This window comes from Agromyces aureus, from assembly GCF_001660485.1.
Taxonomy (GTDB): Bacteria; Actinomycetota; Actinomycetes; order Actinomycetales; family Microbacteriaceae; genus Agromyces; species Agromyces aureus.
The window spans coordinates 2,776,435-2,794,688 of sequence record NZ_CP013979.1 but is presented as its reverse complement, the minus strand read 5'-3'; the positions used below and the strand labels follow the sequence as shown (position 1 = coordinate 2,794,688).

Here is an 18,254-nt window from a genome sequence, read left to right as displayed (position 1 = left end):
GCATCCGCAGCATCGATCGACCAGCCTGAAGAGTTCGAGAAGGGAGCGGCGTGGACGTCGTCATCGAGAACCTGCCGCGATACCTCGAGGGGTTCACGGTCACCGTGCTCCTGCTCGTGGTCAGCGGCCTCGCCGCGCTCGTGCTCGGCACGATCGTGGCGGCCATGCGCATCTCGCCCGTCGGCACCCTCCGCGGGGTCGCCACGGTGTACACCGAGATCATCCGCAACACGCCGCTCACGCTCGTGCTCTTCTTCTGCGCGTTGATCCTGCCGTACCTCGGCTCGCGCCTGCCGTACACCGTGGCGGCGACGGTCGCGCTCGCCGTGTACACCTCGCCCTTCGTCGCCGAGGCGCTGCGCTCCGGCATCAACGGCGTCCCGGTGGGACAGGCCGAGGCCGCGCGCAGCCTCGGGTTCGGCTTCGGCCAGTCGGTGACGCTCGTGATCTTCCCGCAGGCGTTCCGCATGACGATCCCGCCGCTGATCAACGTGTTCATCGCCCTCACGAAGAACACGTCGGTCGCCGGCGGGTTCTTCGTGGTCGAACTGTTCACGGTCGGCAAGGAGCTCGCGAACGCGAACGGCGATGCCGTGATCGCGGTGCTCCTCGGCGTCGCGACCTTCTACCTCCTGATCACGGTGCCGCTCGGACTCCTCGCGGCGCAACTCGAACGCAAGTGGGTGGTGCAGCGATGACCGGTGCGAGCGTGCTCTTCGACGCCCCCGGCCCGAAGGCCAGGCGGCGGTCGCTCATCTTCTCGATCATCGCGGGCGTGCTGGTCGTGGCCGCGCTCGGCTGGATGTTCCTGACCCTGAACGCACCGAAGGAGTCGGGCGGGATCACGCTGCCCGGCATGTTCGACGCGAGCCGGTGGGACATCTACGCCGACCCCGAGATCTGGAGCTTCATCATCTTCCAGGGCGTCTGGGGAACGCTCAGGGCGGCGATCGTCGCCGCCGTGCTGGCGATCATCATCGGCGTGCTGTTCTCGCTGCTCCGCAGCGCCGAGACCGCGTGGATCCGCATCCCGACGGCCGTCGTGATCGAGTTCTTCCGCGGCATGCCCGTGCTGCTGATGATGCTCTTCATCCTGCTCGTGGGCTCGACCGGGCAGTACTGGGCCGTGGTCTGGGCGCTCGCCGTCTACAACGGCGCGCTGATCGGCGAGGCGCTGCGCGCCGGGCTCGTGTCGTTGCCGCGGGGTCAACGGGAGGCGGGCCTCAGCCTCGGCATGCGCCCGTTGCAGTCGAAGATGCTCGTCGAGTTCCCGCAGGCCTTCCGGCAGATGCTGCCGATCATCGTCGCGCAGCTCGTCGTGTTGCTGAAGGACACCTCGCTCGGCTACATCGTCGGCTACCAGGAGCTGCTGCGCGTCACGCTCAACAACCTCTCCAGCTTCTACGGCAACCGGTACCTGTTCTCGCTGTTCGTGATCACGTGGCTGCTCTACCTCGCCATGAACCTGTCGCTGTCGTGGTTCGCCCGGTGGCTCGCCAGGCGCGGCGATCGGCGCCTGCGCCCCGCGAAGGGCGGTCCGCTGCCCGAAGACCCGAGTCAGGCGATCCTGGTCGCCCAGGCGAACGCGGCGGCACGGCAGTCCGAGGACAACAGTTCACGCTAGCCGGGGCGACTAGACTCGTTCCTTGTGTCCGAGCCCCGTGAAATCACCGAGCAGTCCGTCGAGTCCGCCGTCGCCGCGGCGCTCGCCGCGATCGCCTCGGCCGGCGATTCCGCCGCGCTGAAGGCCGTCCGCGCCGAGCACACCGGCGAGAAGAGCGAACTCGCCCAGTTGAACGCCGAACTCCGCAACGTCCCCAACGACCAGAAGGCCGCTCTCGGCAAGCTCGTCGGCGGGGCCAGAGGTCGTGTCAACCAGGCGTTCGCCGCCCGCGAGCACGAGATCGTCGCCGCAGAGGCGGCCGCCGCGCTCGAGGCCGAGGCGGTGGATGTCACGGCGCTGCCGTCGCGCTACACCGCCGGCTCGCGGCATCCGCTCGCCCTGCTCGAAGACCGCGTGTGCGACGTCTTCACGGGCATGGGCTGGGAGATCGCCGAGGGGCCGGAGGTCGAGAGCGAGTGGTTCAACTTCGACGCGCTGAACTTCGACGCCGATCACCCCGCGCGCGCGATGCAGGACACCTTCTTCGTCGACCCGCCCGAGGCGCACCTCGTGATGCGCACCCACACGAGCCCCGTGCAGGTGCGCTCGATGCTCGACCGCGAGGTGCCGATCTACGTGCTCGCGCCCGGCCGGGTCTACCGAACCGACGAGTTCGACGCGACGCACCTGCCGGTCTTCATGCAGTTCGAGGGCCTCGCGGTCGACAAGGGCCTCACGATGGCGCACCTCAAGGGCACGCTCGACCACTTCGTGAAGTCGATCTTCGGCGACGAGGCGAAGGTGCGCCTGCGCCCCAGCTACTTCCCGTTCACCGAGCCCTCGGCCGAACTCGACTTCTGGCACCCGACCTTCAAGACGGGTCCCCGTTGGATCGAGTGGGGCGGCTGCGGCATGGTGCACCCGAACGTGCTCCGCTCGGCGGGCATCGACCCCGAGGTCTACACGGGGTTCGCGTTCGGCATGGGCATCGAGCGGGGCCTGATGCTCCGCAACGGCGTGCAGGACATGCGCGAAATGGTCGAGGGAGACATCCGGTTCTCCCAGCAGTTCGGAATGGTGGTCTGAAGACATGCGAGTGCCGCTGAGTTGGCTCGCCGAGTTCGTCGAGCTCGTTCCCGGAACGACGCCCGAGCAGGTGCACGCCGCCCTGGTCGAGCTCGGCCTCGAAGAGGAGGGCGTGCACACGTTCGACCTCGTGGGCCCCATCGTCGTGGGCGAGGTGCTCGAGTTCGTCGAGGAGCCGCAGTCCAACGGCAAGACCATCCGCTGGTGCCAGGTGCGCGTCGCGCCCGACGGTGAGACCGCGGCCGACGGCGGCGAGGCCGTGCACGGCATCGTCTGCGGCGCCCGCAACTTCTTCGTGGGCGACAAGGTCGTGGTGACCCTGCCCGGCGCGGTGCTGCCCGGCCCGTTCCCCATCGCGGCCCGCAAGACCTACGGCCACGTCTCCGACGGCATGATCGCCTCGGCCCGTGAGCTCGGGCTCGGCGAAGACCACGACGGCATCCTGCGCCTCTCGACGCTCGGTATCGACGCGCCCGTCGGCACCGATGCGATCGAGCTGCTCGGCCTCGACGACACGGCGGTCGAGCTGAACGTCACGCCCGACCGCGGCTACGCCTTCTCGATCCGCGGCGTTGCCCGCGAGTACTCCCACGCGACGGGTGCGGCGTTCCGCGACCCTGCACTGGTCATGCCCGCTCCGGATGCCGCGGGGGCGCCGTTCCCGGTCGAGCTCCGCGACGAGGCGCCCATCCGCGGCCGCGCCGGGGCCGCCGTCTTCACGACGCAGGTCGTGCGCGGGGTCGAACCCACGCGCCCGACGCCGGCCTGGATGATCGCGCGACTGAAGCTCGCCGGTATCCGCTCGCTCTCGCTGCTCGTCGACATCACGAACTACGTCATGCTCGAGTTCGGGCAGCCGACCCACGCGTACGACCTCGACAAGCTGCAGGGCGGCATCGTCGTGCGTCGTGCGACGCCGGGCGAGAAGATCACCACCCTCGACGAGAAGGAGCGCGCGCTCCACGTCGAAGACCTGCTGATCGCCGACGATCGTGGCGCCATCGGCATCGCGGGCATCATGGGCGGCGCGGAGACCGAGATCTCCGACACCACGACGAACGTGCTCATCGAGGCCGCGAACTTCGACCCCGTGTCGATCGCGCGCTCGGCGCGCCGGCACAAGCTGCCGAGCGAGGCCTCCAAGCGCAACGAGCGCGGCGTCGACCCTGAGATCGCCGCTGCGGCGTCGGCCCGCGTCGCCCAGCTCATGGTCGAGCTCGCCGGCGGCACCGCCGAGGGCGTCTCCGTGCTCGCCGACGTGCCCGCCCGACAGGCGATCGTGCTGCCCCGCGGCTTCGTGACCCGGGTCACGGGCGTCGACTACGACGACGCCGAGGTGCGTGCCTCGCTCGAGAAGATCGGCGCGACCGTCGCCGACCTCGGCGGCCACGACGGCGTCGACGACGGCTTCTCGGTGGTGCCGCCATCCTGGCGTCCCGACCTGACCGGCCGCGAGGAGCTCGTCGAAGAGGTGGCGCGACTCGGCGGCTACGAGCGCATCCCCTCGGTGCTGCCCGTCGCTCCGCCCGGGCGCGGGCTCACGCGCTCGCAGCGCATCCGCCGCCGCGTGTCCGACGCGCTGGCCGTCGGTGGCGCGACCGAGGTGCTCTCGTTCCCCTTCGCGAACGAGGCCGACAACCTGCAGTACGGCAGTGCCGACGGTTCGCCCGTCGCCTCCGTACGGCTCGCGAACGCGCTCGACGCCACCAACCCGGTGCTGCGACGCTCCCTGCTGCCCGGGCTCATCGCGGCCGCGAAGCGCAACCGCTCGCGCGGCCTCGTCGACCTCGGCCTGTTCGAGCAGGGGCTCGTGTTCCTGCCCGAGGCGGGCCGCGAGTACGGCACGCGCGAGCTGCCCGTCGGCGCGTCGCTGCCCGGTGACGAGACCGTCGCCGAGCTGAACGACGGCATCCCGCCCCAGCCCCGCCATGTCGCCGCGCTCTTCGTCGGCGAGACGGTGACGAAGCAGCCCGGACAGGCCGCGATCGCCGCGGGCATCGTCGATGCGCTCGACGCCGTGCGCCGCATCGGCCTCGCGATCGGCGCCGAGTTCGAGGTCGTGCAGGGGGCGCACCACGCGATGCACCCCGGCCGCACGGCCGAGCTCCGGGTCGCGGGTCGCTCGGTCGGCTTGGCCGGCGAGCTGCTCCCCGCGATCGCCGAAGAGGCCGACCTGCCGCGCGTGGTCGCCGTGCTCGAGCTCGACCTCGACGCCGCCATCGGCCTCGCGACGGTGCAGCCCGAGGCGCGCGCCATCGGCACGTTCCCCGCGGCAACGCAGGACCTCTCACTCGTGGTGGGTGTCGACGTGCCCGCTGCGGTCGTCGCGGCATCCGTCGTCGAGGGCGCGGGCGAGCTCCTCGAGGCGCTGCACCTGGTCGACGACTACCGCGGACAGGGTGTGCCGGCCGGCTCGAAGAGCCTGACGTTCGCGCTGCGTTTCCGCGCCGCCGACCGCACGCTCACCGCGGCCGAGGCGAGCGAGGCCAAGCTCGCCGGTGCGGCCCTCGCAGGCGAGCGCACGGGTGCGGCGATCCGCGAGTAGCGCGAGCGGAGTCGATCACCGAGTGCCGCCGGGTCGCGAGACGGATGTCGCGACCCGGCGGTACGCTGAAGCATGACCGAAGCGAAGACCGGGCCCACCGGGGCATCTGTCGGCGAATTCCTCGAGACGGTCGAACCAGCGGGGCGGCGCGAAGACGGCCTTGTGCTGCGCGAGCTGTTCGACCGGGTCACCGACACCGATGCCGTGATGTGGGGTCCGTCGATCGTCGGCTACGGCCTGCAGCACTACACGTACGCCACCGGGCGACAGGGCGACTGGCCGATCGTGGGCTTCTCGCCCCGCAAGGCGAACGTCTCGCTCTACGGCCTGCAGTTGCCGGGCGGCGAGGAGCTCGTCGAACGGTTGGGCAAGGTCAAGCTTGGCGCCGACTGCATCTGGGTCGGCCGCCTCACGAACATCGACCTGGATGTGCTCGCCTCGCTCATCGACCGGTCGTGGATCCACGCGCGAGGGTGAGTCGCGGCATCCGCCATCAGTCGTCAGTCGGCTGAAGGCCGCTTTCCGGACCGCTCTGCTGCGCGTTCGGCCGACTGGATGATCGACTCGACGCCGAGCCGGTAGAGGTCGCGGTCCTCGAGTGCCGCGATCTGCACGCCGAGTTCGGCCACGCGCGGATGCGTGCGCGGGTCGGCGAGGATCGGGCCGTCGAACCAGGGGCTGTGATCGTCGTCGCCCACCTCGCGCCCGCTGCGGCTGCGGGCGATGCCCGCTGCGGTCGAGAGCACGTGCGAGGCCAGGAGCGCGTAGTGACGCACGAGCTCGTCGTCGGCGAGCCCGCCTTCGGCGAAGGCGTCGAGCATGAGTTCGACCGCGTCGAGCTCGCCTTGGCCATGGGTTGTGAGCACGACGGCTTCGACGGCCACGGCGGGATAGGCCGTGAAGGACGCGAGCGTTGCGTCGGCGAGCTGACGGACCCGGTCGCGCCATGCAGCCGGATCGGCGGTGACCGCGGCGACGGAGCGGGCGTTGAGCTCGTCGAGCAGCGCCTGCATGAGCTGCTCCTTGTTGCGGAAGTGGCGGTAGATCGCCGTCGGGTCGGCGCCCAGCCTGGCCCCCAACTCGCGCACCGAGATGCTCGTGGACCGGGTCTCGGCGGCGAGTTCGAGCCCGGCGGCGACGATGACGTCGCGGTCGAGGCGCACTTTCGCGGCGCCGCGGCCGGAGCCAGTGCGCCCGGATTCGGTCGCGGTCGTCATCGCATCCCTGCCTTCGCTTCGCGTGGTCGGCACCCATCCTGCCATGCGGCCCCGCTCGGATCGCGGACGCCGGAGTGCCTCGTCACGTCAGCATAACGAATTCGCATCCCGTGCTGTCAACGCTGTTGACGTCGGTGTGGACTGCGGCTACTGTCGCCACCACACCCAAAGAAGAATCGAGGCGATGTGGCTGTCGACGTCCTATTCACCGGGGGTGCCGTGTTCACCGGAACCGGCTCGCCCCTGCACGGCCTTGCGGTCGGCCTGACCGGCGATCGCATCACGACGATCGTTCCCGAGGCGGAGTCCGCGGCCCTGATCGGCCCCGGCACGCGGGTCATCGACCTCGAGGGTCGCCTGCTCGCTCCCGGCTTCCAGGACGCGCACATCCACCCCGTCGGCGGCGGTGTCGAACTCCTGCAGTGCGACCTGACCGGAGCGACGGATGCCGCGGACGCCGTCGCGCGAGTGGCGGCGTATGCGGCGGCGAACCCCGACGAGCCGTGGATCCTCGGCGGTGGCTGGTCGATGGACCACTTCGCCGGAGGCGCGCCCGACCGCGCCCTCCTCGACGCCGTCGTGCCCGACCGGCCCGTGTACCTCATGAGCCGCGACCACCACAGCGCGTGGGCCAACACCGCCGCGGTCCGACTCGCGGGCATCGACGCGTCGACGCCCGACCCGGCCGACGGCCGCATCGAGCGCGAGGCCGACGGCGCCCCGGCCGGCACGTTCCACGAGGGTGCCGGCGAGCTCTTCGGCGCCGTTCGGCCCGAAGGCACCGAGGAGTTGTCGTACCGCGGCCTGCTCCGCGCGCAGGAGCTCCTGCTCTCGCTCGGCGTGACCGGCTGGCAGGACGCCATGGTCGCCGGCGCATCGGCGGGCATCTCCGACCCGACCGGCGCGTACCTCCGCGCCGTGGAGGAGGGAACCCTGCGCGTGCACGTCGTCGGAGCGCAATGGTGGGAGCGCTCCGGCGGACTCGAGCAGGCCGAGCAGATGGTGCGCCTTCGCGATGAGCTCGCCGGCCGTGTCGACCCCGACCGCCTCTCGCTCGGCACCGTGAAGATCATGGTCGACGGCGTCGCCGAGAATCAGACGGCGGCGATGCTCGCCCCCTACCGCGACGGGCACGGCCACGACACCGCGAACAGCGGCATCTCCTTCCTCGACCCGGCCGTGCTGCGCCAGGCGGTCCAGACCCTGGATGCCGCGGGCATGCAGGTGCACATGCACGCGCTGGGCGACCGCGCCGTCCGAGAGGCCCTCGACGCGGTCGAGGCGGCCCGCGACGCGAACGGCCCGAGCGACGGGCGCCACCACCTCGCGCACCTCCAGATCGTCGCCGAGGCCGATACCGCCCGCTTCGCCGAACTTGACGCGATCGCCAACCTGCAGATGCTCTGGGCCACGCACGAGACCCAGATCGACGTGCTCACCCTCCCGTTCCTGCAGGACGGCGCCGTCGACCGCCAGTACCCCTTCGGCGATCTCGTCCGTGATGGTGCGCGCCTCGCGGCCGGCAGCGACTGGCCGGTCTCGACGGCGGATCCGCTCGCAGCGATCCACATCGCCGTGACCCGCATCGCTCCCGACCTCGGCGACGGCGCCGTACCGCTCGGCGGCGAGCACCAGCGGCTCGACCTCGCCACGGCACTGGCCGCGTACACGTCGGGCAGCGCCTACGTGAACCACCGCGAGCACGACACGGGCCACGTGCGCGAGGGCTACCTCGCGAACCTCGTGGTCATCGACCCCGACCCGTTCACCCTGGCCTCCGAGGACCTCCACCGTGCTGCGGTGGCGTCCACGTGGATCGAGGGCGAGCAGGTCTACACCCGCATCGAGAACCAGTCGAGGAGCCACGCATGACCCCCACCCGATCCCGCCACGGCCGCCGCGGCATCCTGCTCATCGCAGGGTTGACCGCCGGCGCGCTGGCCCTCACCGGCTGCACCCCCGAGGCCGAGAGCCCGACCTCGGCCCCCGAGTGGGAGCTCACGGCCCAGACCGACGCCCCGTCGGGCGACATCGACTCGTTCAGCTGGGTCAGCTACGGCGAGCCCTACTCGCTCGACTACGCCTACGCGTTCGACTACGCCGACAACCAGGTGCTCGCGAACGTGTGCGAGTCGCTCCTCCGACTGAACCCCGACTACACCCTGACGCCCGGCCTCGCCGAGTCGTTCGAGAACCCGACCCCGACGACTTGGGTGTACACGATCCGCGACGGCGTCACGTTCCACGACGGGACCCCGCTCACCGCGGCCGATGTCGTCGCCTCGATGAGCCGCCACATCGACCCCGCGGTCGGCTCCTCGTGGTTCTCCGTCTACCAGAACGTCGCATCGATCGAGCAGACGGGCGACCGTGAGGTCACCGTCACCACGACGATCCCCGACACCCAGTTCAACCAGGGCATGGGCGGGTCGGCGGGCGTCATCGAGTCGGCCGCGACCCTGGCCGAGAAGGGCGCCGACTACGGCAACTCGACCGGCCTCGTGAACTGCACGGGCCCGTTCGAGCTCACCGAGTGGCAGTCGGGGGAGTCGATCACCCTCACCCGGTACGACGACTACTGGGACGACTCGCTGAAGGCGAAGTCGGGCGAGGTGCGCTTCGTCTTCATGGGCGACGCCACGGCGCGCGTGAACGCCCTCAAGTCGGGTGACGTCGACGGCGGCTGGATGCTGCCGGTCGACGGCATCGCCCAACTGCAGGAGACGTCGGGCGAGGTCTCGTTCGGCCTCAGCACCGCGGCCTCGAATCTCATCGTGTCGAACCTCGAGGGCCCGCTCGGCGACGTGCGGGTCCGCCAGGCGCTGCTCATGGCGCTCGACCGCGACGGCATCCTCGAGGCCGCAGCGAAGGGGTACGGCGAGGTGTCGAACGCCCTCACGACCGAGTCGGTGTGGGGCGGCGCGTCCGATGCCACCCGCGACGCGGCCTTCAGCGACCTCGAGGAGTACCCCTACGACGTCGAGGCGGCCAGGAAGCTGGTCGAGGAGGCCGGCGCCACGGGCGAGAAGGTCGTCATCGCCACGGCGCCGATCGGCAACGACTTCACCGTGATCTCGCAGGCGACCGTGGCCGCCGCCCAGTCGATCGGCCTCGAGGCCGAGATCAAGACCGTCACGCCCAACGCCTACACGGCGTTGTTCTCCGACCCGAGCGCGCGCGAGGGCGTCGACCTGTTCTACACGGTCTGGTACCTCTCCAGCCCCGACCCGCTCGAGATGTACGGCGTGCTCCGCACGGGAGAGTTCAGCAACTACGGCGGCTGGAGCGACCCCGAGTTCGACGCGATCGCGAACGAGGCCGTCGGCATCCAGGATGCCGAGGCGCGTGCGCAGAAGTCGTCCGAACTGCAGCACATCGCGAACGAGCAGCTGCCGTGGCTGCCGCTGTTCACCGGGCCGACGACCGTCTACCAGGGCGAACGCATCACCGGTGTCGCACCGTCGATCGCGTACCTGTACTTCCCGTGGGCGGCCACCATTGGCGCCCGGTAACGCGACGGCCCAGCCGTCGACGGTCGCGGTCGCCGCTCAGGCGGCGGCCTCGACCGGGCGGGCCGGCGGCCGTTTCACGGCCGCCGGCCTCCGCCGGGTCGCCGGAAAGCTCGGCGGACTGCTGCTCACGCTCTTCCTCGCGTCGCTGCTCGTGTTCTTCTCCCGCTTCCTGGTGCCCGGCGACCCCGTGCGCTTCCTGCTCAGGGGTCGCAAGCCCAGCGAAGAGGCGATCGCCCAGGTCACGGCGCAGTTCGGGCTCGACCTGCCGCCATGGCAGCAGTACCTGAACTGGGTCGCGGGCGCACTGCACGGCGACTTCGGGCGTTCGCTCCAGTACCGCCAGGACGTCTCGACCGTGATCGGGGAGCGACTGCCCGTCACCCTCGTGCTCGTCGTGATGGCGGGCCTCGGCATCGCGATCGTCGGTCTCACGGCCGGCATCGTGGCTGCGCTGAATCGGGGCAAGGTGCTCGACCGTGCGACACTCATCGGGCTGACCGTGCTGAGCGCGATCCCGTCGTTCGTGGGGTCCATCGTGCTCATCTCGGTGTTCGCCGTGCAGCTCGGCTGGTTCCCGACGTTCGGCTCGGGCGAGGGATTCGTCGACACCGTCTACCACCTCGTGCTGCCGTCGACCGCGCTCGCGATCGTCTTCGTCGTGCTGGTCGGCAAGGTCACCCGCACGTCGATGGTCGAGCAGCTCGGCCGCGAGCACGTCGAGGTCGCGACCAGTCGCGGACTCAAGCGCGGCACGGTGATCCGCCGGCACGTGTTCCGCAACTCGCTCGGGCCGATCCTGACCGTGAGCGGCGTCCTCGTCGCCGGGCTGCTGGTCGCCAGCACCATCGTCGAGGCCGCCTTCGGCCTCGCGGGCATCGGGTCGTTGCTCGTGCAATCCGTCGACCGGCTCGACTTCCCGGTCGTCCAGGCCATCGTGATGCTCGTGGTCACCGCCTTCGTCGTGGTCAACGCGATCATCGACATCCTCGAACCCGTGATCGACCCCCGATCCGCAGCCGGAGACGCAGCACGATGACGACGCAGACCCCGACCCTCGCCCTCAAGGCGCTCCGCGCTCCGCGCCCGCGGATCGGCAGCCGCACGTTCGTCGCGGCGCTCGTGGTGCTCTCGACCATGACGCTCGCCGCGATCTTCGCGCCGTTCGTCGCCCCGTATCCGCCCGACGCCATCGACTTCACCGCCGTCAACGCGGGCCCGAGTGCCGCGCACTGGCTCGGCACCGACGGACTCGGCCGCGACCTGCTGAGTCGACTCGTCTTCGGCGCTCGCACGGCGCTGCTCGGGCCCCTGCTCGTGGTGATCGGCTCGACGGTCATCGGCATGCTGCTCGGCCTCCTCGCCGGGTGGCGGGGCGGCTGGTTCGATGCCGTGCTCGGCCGCGTCTTCGACGTGCTGTTCGCCTTCCCCTCGCTGCTGCTCGCGATCATGGCCGTCGCGCTGTTCGGCAAGGGGCTCGTCGCCCCGGTCATCGCGATGAGCATCGCGTACGCGCCGTTCGTCGCGCGGCTCACGCGAGCACTCGTCAAGGCCGAGCGCACGAGGCCCTACGTCGCGGCGTACCGCGTCGCCGGGTTCGGCGGCGCGTTCATCGCGCTGCGCCGGGTCCTGCCGAACGTCACGCCCATCGTCGGCGCCCAGTCCACCCTGAACTTCGGCTACGTGCTCGCCGAGCTCGCGGGCCTGTCCTTCCTCGGGCTGGGCGTGCAACCGCCGACCCCCGACTGGGGCGCCATGATCAACGAGGCGCAGGCCGGCATCGTCGGCGGACACTTCCTGCCCGCCATCGTGCCGGCGGTCGCCGTGGTCATCGTGGTCGTCGCCGTGAACATCATCGGAGAAGAACTCTCCGAACGCATCGGAGGCGAGATCCCCGCATGAACGACCCAGGAACGAACGAGCCGGGAACGAACCCCGCAGCGAACACCGGCACCGGTCGCACTCGACCGGACCAGGCAGGCCCGCACCTGCTCCGCATCGACGATCTGACGCTCGACCTCGCCGACGGCAAGCGCCTGCTCGACGGCATCTCCCTCGCGGTCGCGGCCGGCGAGACGGTCGGCCTCGTCGGCGAGTCCGGCTCGGGCAAGTCCCTCACCGCACGCACCGTGCTGGGCCTCACGCCGGGCGGTTCGCGCCTCGGCGGCCGGGTCGAGCTCGACGGGCGCGAGGTCATCGGCGCGTCCAAGCGCGAGGTGCTCGAACTGCGTCGCCATGCGGCGGCGATGATCTTCCAGGATCCGCGCGCGGGCATCAATCCCATGCGCACGATCGGTGACCACATGACCGAGACGCTCCGGCTCTGCGAGGGCCTGTCGTCCGCCGCAGCCACCGCTCGTGCGCTCGACCTGCTCTCGGCCGTGCAGTTGCCTCGCCCGGAGGAGCACCTGAAGCAGTATCCGCACGAGTTCTCGGGGGGCATGCTGCAGCGCGTCATGATCGCCGGTGCCCTCACGAGCTCGCCGAAGCTGCTCGTATGCGACGAGCCCACGACGGCGCTCGACGTGACGACGCAGGCCGAGATCATCCGCGTGCTCGTCGCACAGCGCGAGCAGCGCGGCATGGGCATGCTCTTCATCACGCACGACCTCAACCTGGCGGCCTCGATCTGCGACCGGGTCGTGGTCATGAGCGCCGGGCGCGTCGAGGAGCAGGGCCCGGCCCTCCGCGTGTTCACTGCACCGCAGGCCGAGTACACGCGCCGTCTCGTCGCTGCGACCCCGACCCTCGTTCCGGTGCCCGACGAAGCGTCCTCGACGGATGCCGAGGCTCCGGCCTCCACTGCGGGCACCGCCGTTCCGGCGGCCGTCGCGACCATTGGTGACGTGCAGGCCGACGACGTGCACGCCGACCGATCGGCCGGCCACGCGGCATCCGGTCGCCCGGTGACGGATGCCGCGGCCGGCCCGTTGCTCGTCGCCTCCGGACTCTCGAAGACGTACCACCGGCGGGGCAAGCCGCCCGTCGTGGCGGTCGCCGAGGCGTCGTTCGAGCTCGCCGGGGGAGAGGCCCTGGCGATCGTGGGGGAGTCGGGATCGGGCAAGTCGACACTCGCGCGCATGATCGTCGGGCTCGAGCAGAGCGACGGCGGCGAGCTCCGGATCGCGGGCCGTGAACGGACGTCCGTGCCGCAGGGCCGAGCGGCCAGGCTCGCCCACGCGCGGAGCGTGCAGATGGTCTTCCAGGACCCGTACCTCTCGCTGGACCCGCGGCTCACGGCGGGCCGGGCGATCGGCGATGCGCTGCGCCTGCACACGGGATGCACGATCGCCGATGCCCGTTCGCGGTCGATCGACCTGCTCGAGCAGGTCGGCCTGACCGCAGCGCACGCCGATGCGCGTCCGCGCACGCTCTCGGGCGGCCAGCGCCAGCGCGTCGCGATCGCGAGGGCACTCGCGATCGAACCCGAGGTGCTCGTGATGGACGAGGCGACGAGCGCGCTCGATGTCTCGGTGCAGGCGCAGGTGCTCGATCTCGTCGCCCGAATCCGACGCGAGCGCGGCCTCACCGTGCTCTTCATCAGCCACGACCTCGCCGTGGTGCGAAAGGTCTGCGACCGCACGCTGGTCATGCGCCGCGGTGAGATCGTCGAGCGCGGGGCCACCGCCCAGCTGCTCGATGCGCCGCAGCACGAGTACACGCAGCTGCTCATCGACTCCGTTCCGCGGCCGGCCTCCGAGCAGGCGGTGGCGTAACGTCAGCCGGTCGCGCGGCGCCGATCCCCGACCCGCGGGTTTGCGATCGGCGCCGCGCCGCCGCTAGGGTCGACCCATGTCCACCACCCGGTTCGCCCTCGTCGCACGCGTCGCGCGTGTCGAGGTCTCGCGCAACCGACGTCGTGGCGAGCGCCGAATCTCGGCGACCCCTGAACAGGCCTGAGGCCTGACGCGGGGCGTCGCCGGAACATCGCCCCCGCTCGTTCAGACCTAAGGTGGATTGCATGACGTACTCCGTCGCCGTTTCCGGCGCGTCCGGGTATGCCGGGGGAGAACTCCTCCGGCTGCTCGCCGATCATCCCGAGTTCGAGGTTCGCACGGTCACCGCGCACTCGAGCGCCGGCCAGCCCCTCGTCTCGGTGCAGCCGCACCTGCGTTCGTACACGCACCTGACGCTGAAGGAGACGAGCGCCGAGACGCTCGGCGGGCACGATCTCGTGTTCCTGGCGCTGCCGCACGGCACGTCGGGCGCGGTCGCCGCGGACCTCTCGCCCGACACGCTCGTCATCGACTGCGGCGCCGATCACCGGCTCGAGTCGAGCGCCGACTGGGCCGCGTTCTACGGCGGCGAGCACCACGGCGCCTGGAGCTACGGGGTTCCCGAGCTGCCGCGCCTGTCGGGCACGCAGCGCGAACGGCTCACGGGCGCTCGCCGTATCGCCGCGCCCGGCTGCAACGCGTCGACCGTGGCGCTGTCGCTCGCCCCCGGCATCCGTGCGGGCGTCATCGAAGACCGCGACCTCGTCTCGGTGCTCGCGGTCGGCCCATCGGGCGCCGGCAAGAGCCCGAAGGTGAACCTGCTCGCGTCCGAGCTGCTCGGTTCCGCGAACCCGTACGCCGTCGGCGGCGGCCACCGCCATATCCCCGAGATCCAGCAGGCGCTCCGCTGGGCGGGCGCGGCCGACCCGACGATCTCGTTCACGCCCGTGCTGGTGCCGATGAGCCGCGGCATCCTCGCGACCTCGACGGCGCGCATCGTTCCCGGTACGGATGCCGCGGCCGTGCGTGCTGCCTGGGAAGACGCGTATGCGGGCGAGCGATTCGTGCAGCTGCTGCCCGAGGGCGTGTTCCCTCGCACCTCCGACGTGCTGGGGGCCAACACGGCGTTGATCGGCGTCGCGATCGACGAGGCCGCGGGCCGCCTGGTCGTGGTCGCGGCCGTCGACAACCTCGTCAAGGGCACCGCTGGTGCCGCCATCCAGTCGGCGAACATCGCCCTCGGCCTCGCCGAGTACACCGGCCTTCCCATGAATGGAGTCGCTCCGTGACCGTCACCGCCCCCGCAGGCTTCGAGGCCGCGGGCATCGCCGCGGGCATCAAGCGCTCCGGCGCCCTCGACCTCGCGCTCGTCGTGAACCGCGGCCCGTCGGCGGCCGCCGCAGCGGTGTTCACGTCGAATCGCGCGAAGGCGAACCCGATCCTCTGGTCGCAGCAGGTCATCCTCGACGGGGTCGTGTCGGCGGTCGTGCTCAACTCGGGCGGAGCGAACTGCTTCACGGGCCCCGAGGGGTTCCAGGTCACGCATCGCACCGCGGAGGCCGCGGCATCCGCCCTGGGCATCGCCGCGGGCGACGTGCTCGTGTGCTCGACCGGGCTCATCGGCGACCAGCTCGACGGCGAGGTGCTCGAAGAGGGCGTGCTCTCCGCAGCGGCACGCTTGTCCGCCGACGGCGGCGACGACGCGGCGCGCGCGATCATGACGACCGACACGACCCCGAAGACGGTCGTCATCGACGGCGACGGATGGCGCGTGGGCGGCATCGCGAAGGGTGCGGGCATGCTCGCGCCGGGCCTCGCGACCATGCTCGTCGTGCTCACCACCGACGCCGACCTGCCGAGCGGCGAACTCGACTCCGCCCTCCGCGAGGCGACGCGCGTCACGTTCGACCGGCTCGACTCCGACGGCTGCATGTCGACGAACGACCAGGTCACGCTGCTCGCGTCGGGGGCCTCTGGCGTGGTTCCGGATGCCGTGGAATTCCGCGCCGCGGTCACCGCCGCGTGCCGCTCGCTCGCCGAGCAGTTGCAGGCCGACGCCGAGGGCGCGAGCCACGACATCGCCATCGAGGTCCGCGGTGCGGTCACCGAAGACGACGCGGTCGAGGTCGGCCGATCGGTCGCCCGCAACAACCTCTTCAAGGCGGCGATCTTCGGCAACGATCCCAACTGGGGCCGGGTGCTCGCCGCCATCGGCACCACGCAGGCCCGATTCGACCCGTATCTCGTCGACGTGTCGATGAACGGGGTGCGCGTCTGCCACGCCGGGCGCCCCGACGCACCGCGCGAGTCCGTCGACCTCACCCCGCGGGCGACGCACGTGCTCGTCGAGCTGCACGCGGGTGAAGCGTCCGCCACGATCCTCACGAACGACCTCACGCACGACTACGTGCACGAGAACAGCGCGTACGCGAGCTGATGATGCAGACTCGTGCACAGAACGACGTCGCCGACGCCGAGTCGTCGGCCTCCGCCAAGGCCCACGTGCTCATCGACGCCCTGCCGTGGTTGAAGCGCTTCCACGGCGAGACCGTGGTCGTGAAGTTCGGCGGCAACGCGATGGTCAGCCCCGAGCTGCAGCGCGCCTTCGCCGAGGACATGGTCTACCTCCGCTACGCGGGCATCAAGCCCGTCGTCGTGCATGGCGGCGGCCCGCAGATCTCGTCGATGCTCGAACGCCTCGGCATCGAGAGCGAGTTCCGGGGCGGCTACCGGGTCACGACGCCCGAGGCCATGGACGTCGTGCGAATGGTGCTCTCCGGTCAGGTGAACCGCGAGCTGGTCTCGCTCGTGAACGAGCATGGACCGCTCGCGATCGGCCTCTCCGGCGAAGACGCGGGCCTGTTCCGCGGCCGCCGCCGCGGCGTGGTCGTCGATGGCGAAGAACTCGACCTCGGGCAGGTCGGCGACGTCGTCGAGGTCGACCCGGCCGCGGTCATCGCGCAGCTCGAGGCCGGCCGCATCCCCGTGATCTCCTCGATCGCGCCCGACGCCGACAACCCGGGGCAGTCGCTCAACGTCAACGCGGACTCCGCGGCCGCGGCTCTCGCCGTCGCGCTCGGCGCGGCCAAGCTCGTCGTGCTGACGGATGTCGCAGGCCTCTATCGCGATTGGCCCAACCGCGACTCGCTCGTGTCGCAGATCGACTCGGCCGAGCTCGCCGAGCTGCTGCCGTCGCTCGAGTCGGGCATGATCCCCAAGATGACCGCGTGCCTCGAAGCCGTCGAGGGCGGTGTCGCGAAGGCCGCGATCATCGACGGACGCCTGCCGCACTCGATCCTCCTCGAGATCTTCACGCCCGCGGGCATCGGCACCGAGGTGGTGGCGGCATGAGCACCGTGCAGAACGACGACCGGCAGACCGACGACTGGAAGCAGCGCTTCGACCGCCGCGTCATGCGCTCCATCGGCATGCCGCTCCGCAAGCTCGACCGGGGCGAGGGCGCCTACGTCTGGGACGACGAGGGCACCGAGTACCTCGACTTCCTCGCCGGCATCGCCGTGAACTCGCTCGGACACGCGCACCCCGTGTTCGTCGAGGCCGTGAGCCGGCAGGCCGCGACCCTCGCGCACGTCTCGAACTACTTCACCACCGAGCCGGCGCTCGAACTCGCCGAGCGCATCGTGCGACTCGCGGGGGCCGGCGAGAACGGGCGCGCGTGGTTCGGCAACTCGGGCGCCGAGGCCAACGAGGCCGCGTTCAAGCTTGCACGCCTCAACAACTCCGGCGAAGCGCGCACCCGCGTGCTCGCCCTCGTCGACGCGTTCCACGGGCGCACCATGGGCTCGCTCGCCCTCACCGGCAAGCCGCACATGCGCGAGGCCTTCGAGCCGCTCGCGGGCGGCGTCGAGCACATCCCCGCGACGATCGAGGCCCTCGAAGCGTCGATCGACGACGCCGTGGCCGCGCTCATCCTCGAGCCCATCCAGGGCGAGGCGGGCGTCGTCGAGCTGCCGGCCGGATACCTCGAAGCGGCGCGCGACCTCACGCGACGGCACGGGGCGCTGCTCATCGTCGACGAGATCCAGACCGGCGCCGGGCGCACCGGCGAGTGGTTCGGGTTCCAGCACGCGGGCATCACGCCCGACGCCATCACCGTGGCGAAGGGCATCGGCGGCGGCATCCCGATCGGCGGACTCGTGACGTTCGGCGCGGCATCCGACCTCTACTCGAAGGGCCAGCACGGCTCGACGTTCGGCGGCAACCCGCTCGCGACGGCCGTGGCCAACGCCGTGCTCGGCGAGATCGAGCGAGCCGACCTCGTGGGCAACGCCGCGCGTCGCGGACCCCAGGTGCGCGAGCGCATCGAGGCCATCGGCTCGCCGCTCGTCGCGGGAACGCGGGGGCGCGGGCTGCTCATCGGCGTGGCGCTCACCGAACCCGTCGCGGGCAAGATCGTCGACGCGGCCCTCGCGCGCGGTCTCATCGTGAACGCCGCGAACGACGTCACGATCCGCCTCGCGCCGCCGCTCATCATCGGCGACGCCGAGATCGACGCCTTCACCGACCGATTCGCCGCGGCCCTCGCCGACGTCGCGCACGCGGCATCCTGACCGACCT

At 71.1% G+C, this 18,254-nt stretch carries 15 protein-coding genes; 14 read left to right on the top strand and 1 reads right to left on the bottom strand.

From position 1 onward, the window contains the following. The first annotated feature begins 50 nt into the window (after positions 1 to 50). The 5 genes from ATC03_RS12535 to ATC03_RS12515 all read left to right on the top strand — a co-directional run bounded on the left by ATC03_RS12535 (position 51) and on the right by ATC03_RS12515 (position 5,711). Positions 51 to 698 carry an amino acid ABC transporter permease gene (locus tag ATC03_RS12535; RefSeq protein WP_067877556.1) on the top strand — a complete coding sequence of 216 codons (648 nt, stop codon included), beginning with the start codon at positions 51 to 53 and terminating at the stop codon, positions 696 to 698. Next, positions 695 to 1,624 carry an amino acid ABC transporter permease gene (locus ATC03_RS12530; protein ID WP_067877553.1) on the top strand — a complete coding sequence of 310 codons (930 nt, stop codon included), beginning with the start codon at positions 695 to 697 and terminating at the stop codon, positions 1,622 to 1,624. Before ATC03_RS12535 ends, ATC03_RS12530 begins: the two co-directional genes overlap by 4 nt. A gap of 24 nt (positions 1,625 to 1,648) precedes the next feature. Next, positions 1,649 to 2,689, top strand: coding sequence for a phenylalanine--tRNA ligase subunit alpha (pheS, locus tag ATC03_RS12525; RefSeq protein WP_067877550.1), 1,041 nt, complete (start codon positions 1,649 to 1,651; stop codon positions 2,687 to 2,689). A gap of 4 nt (positions 2,690 to 2,693) precedes the next feature. Continuing rightward, positions 2,694 to 5,234, top strand: coding sequence for a phenylalanine--tRNA ligase subunit beta (gene pheT, locus ATC03_RS12520; RefSeq protein WP_067877547.1), 2,541 nt, complete (start codon positions 2,694 to 2,696; stop codon positions 5,232 to 5,234). A gap of 72 nt (positions 5,235 to 5,306) precedes the next feature. Beyond that, on the top strand, positions 5,307 to 5,711 hold the full coding sequence (locus ATC03_RS12515) for a DUF1801 domain-containing protein (RefSeq protein ID WP_067877544.1): 405 nt from the start codon (positions 5,307 to 5,309) through the stop codon (positions 5,709 to 5,711). 23 nt (positions 5,712 to 5,734) lie between these two features. Here ATC03_RS12515 and ATC03_RS12510 read toward each other — a convergent pair whose 3' ends face one another. After that, positions 5,735 to 6,451: a TetR/AcrR family transcriptional regulator gene (locus tag ATC03_RS12510; RefSeq protein WP_067877541.1), complete on the bottom strand. Its 717-nt coding sequence runs from the start codon at positions 6,449 to 6,451 to the stop codon at positions 5,735 to 5,737. Positions 6,452 to 6,637: 186 nt separating this feature from the next. Between ATC03_RS12510 and ATC03_RS12505 the strand changes: the two genes are divergently transcribed. The 9 genes from ATC03_RS12505 to ATC03_RS12465 all read left to right on the top strand — a co-directional run bounded on the left by ATC03_RS12505 (position 6,638) and on the right by ATC03_RS12465 (position 18,247). After that, positions 6,638 to 8,323 carry an amidohydrolase gene (locus tag ATC03_RS12505; protein WP_067877538.1) on the top strand — a complete coding sequence of 562 codons (1,686 nt, stop codon included), beginning with the start codon at positions 6,638 to 6,640 and terminating at the stop codon, positions 8,321 to 8,323. After that, entirely contained in the window at positions 8,320 to 9,963 is a 1,644-nt protein-coding gene (locus ATC03_RS12500; RefSeq protein ID WP_067877535.1) for an ABC transporter substrate-binding protein, read from the top strand. The genes ATC03_RS12505 and ATC03_RS12500 overlap by 4 nt, the downstream gene beginning before the upstream one ends. After that, positions 9,950 to 10,999 carry an ABC transporter permease gene (locus ATC03_RS12495; protein WP_084003470.1) on the top strand — a complete coding sequence of 350 codons (1,050 nt, stop codon included), beginning with the start codon at positions 9,950 to 9,952 and terminating at the stop codon, positions 10,997 to 10,999. Before ATC03_RS12500 ends, ATC03_RS12495 begins: the two co-directional genes overlap by 14 nt. Further along, a complete protein-coding gene (locus tag ATC03_RS12490; RefSeq protein ID WP_067877531.1) occupies positions 10,996 to 11,862 on the top strand; it encodes an ABC transporter permease in 867 nt (288 codons plus the stop codon). The genes ATC03_RS12495 and ATC03_RS12490 overlap by 4 nt, the downstream gene beginning before the upstream one ends. After that, positions 11,859 to 13,676 (top strand): dipeptide ABC transporter ATP-binding protein, encoded by a 1,818-nt coding sequence (locus tag ATC03_RS12485; RefSeq protein WP_084003469.1) that lies wholly within the window; start codon positions 11,859 to 11,861, stop codon positions 13,674 to 13,676. The genes ATC03_RS12490 and ATC03_RS12485 overlap by 4 nt, the downstream gene beginning before the upstream one ends. 245 nt (positions 13,677 to 13,921) lie before the next feature. Further along, positions 13,922 to 14,965: an N-acetyl-gamma-glutamyl-phosphate reductase gene (gene argC, locus ATC03_RS12480; protein WP_067877529.1), complete on the top strand. Its 1,044-nt coding sequence runs from the start codon at positions 13,922 to 13,924 to the stop codon at positions 14,963 to 14,965. Continuing rightward, positions 14,962 to 16,113 (top strand): bifunctional glutamate N-acetyltransferase/amino-acid acetyltransferase ArgJ, encoded by a 1,152-nt coding sequence (gene argJ, locus ATC03_RS12475; protein WP_067877526.1) that lies wholly within the window; start codon positions 14,962 to 14,964, stop codon positions 16,111 to 16,113. Before argC ends, argJ begins: the two co-directional genes overlap by 4 nt. Further along, on the top strand, positions 16,113 to 17,027 hold the full coding sequence (gene argB, locus ATC03_RS12470) for an acetylglutamate kinase (protein WP_418117793.1): 915 nt from the start codon (positions 16,113 to 16,115) through the stop codon (positions 17,025 to 17,027). The genes argJ and argB overlap by 1 nt, the downstream gene beginning before the upstream one ends. A 62-nt stretch (positions 17,028 to 17,089) precedes the next feature. Further along, positions 17,090 to 18,247, top strand: a complete 1,158-nt coding sequence (locus ATC03_RS12465; protein WP_067882099.1) for an acetylornithine transaminase — start codon at positions 17,090 to 17,092, stop codon at positions 18,245 to 18,247. Positions 18,248 to 18,254 lie beyond the last annotated feature (7 nt).

What these genes read in the sequence shown, in the direction of transcription:
- ATC03_RS12530 (WP_067877553.1), top strand. Translation starts at nt 695, where the DNA reads ATGACCGGTGCGAGCGTGCTCTTCGACGCCCCCGGCCCGAAGGCCAGG.
- pheT (WP_067877547.1), top strand. Translation starts at nt 2,694, where the DNA reads ATGCGAGTGCCGCTGAGTTGGCTCGCCGAGTTCGTCGAGCTCGTTCCC.
- ATC03_RS12515 (WP_067877544.1), top strand. Translation starts at nt 5,307, where the DNA reads ATGACCGAAGCGAAGACCGGGCCCACCGGGGCATCTGTCGGCGAATTC.
- ATC03_RS12510 (WP_067877541.1), bottom strand. Translation starts at nt 6,451, where the DNA reads ATGACGACCGCGACCGAATCCGGGCGCACTGGCTCCGGCCGCGGCGCC.
- ATC03_RS12500 (WP_067877535.1), top strand. Translation starts at nt 8,320, where the DNA reads ATGACCCCCACCCGATCCCGCCACGGCCGCCGCGGCATCCTGCTCATC.
- ATC03_RS12490 (WP_067877531.1), top strand. Translation starts at nt 10,996, where the DNA reads ATGACGACGCAGACCCCGACCCTCGCCCTCAAGGCGCTCCGCGCTCCG.
- ATC03_RS12485 (WP_084003469.1), top strand. Translation starts at nt 11,859, where the DNA reads ATGAACGACCCAGGAACGAACGAGCCGGGAACGAACCCCGCAGCGAAC.
- argC (WP_067877529.1), top strand. Translation starts at nt 13,922, where the DNA reads ATGACGTACTCCGTCGCCGTTTCCGGCGCGTCCGGGTATGCCGGGGGA.
- argB (WP_418117793.1), top strand. Translation starts at nt 16,113, where the DNA reads ATGATGCAGACTCGTGCACAGAACGACGTCGCCGACGCCGAGTCGTCG.
- ATC03_RS12465 (WP_067882099.1), top strand. Translation starts at nt 17,090, where the DNA reads ATGCGCTCCATCGGCATGCCGCTCCGCAAGCTCGACCGGGGCGAGGGC.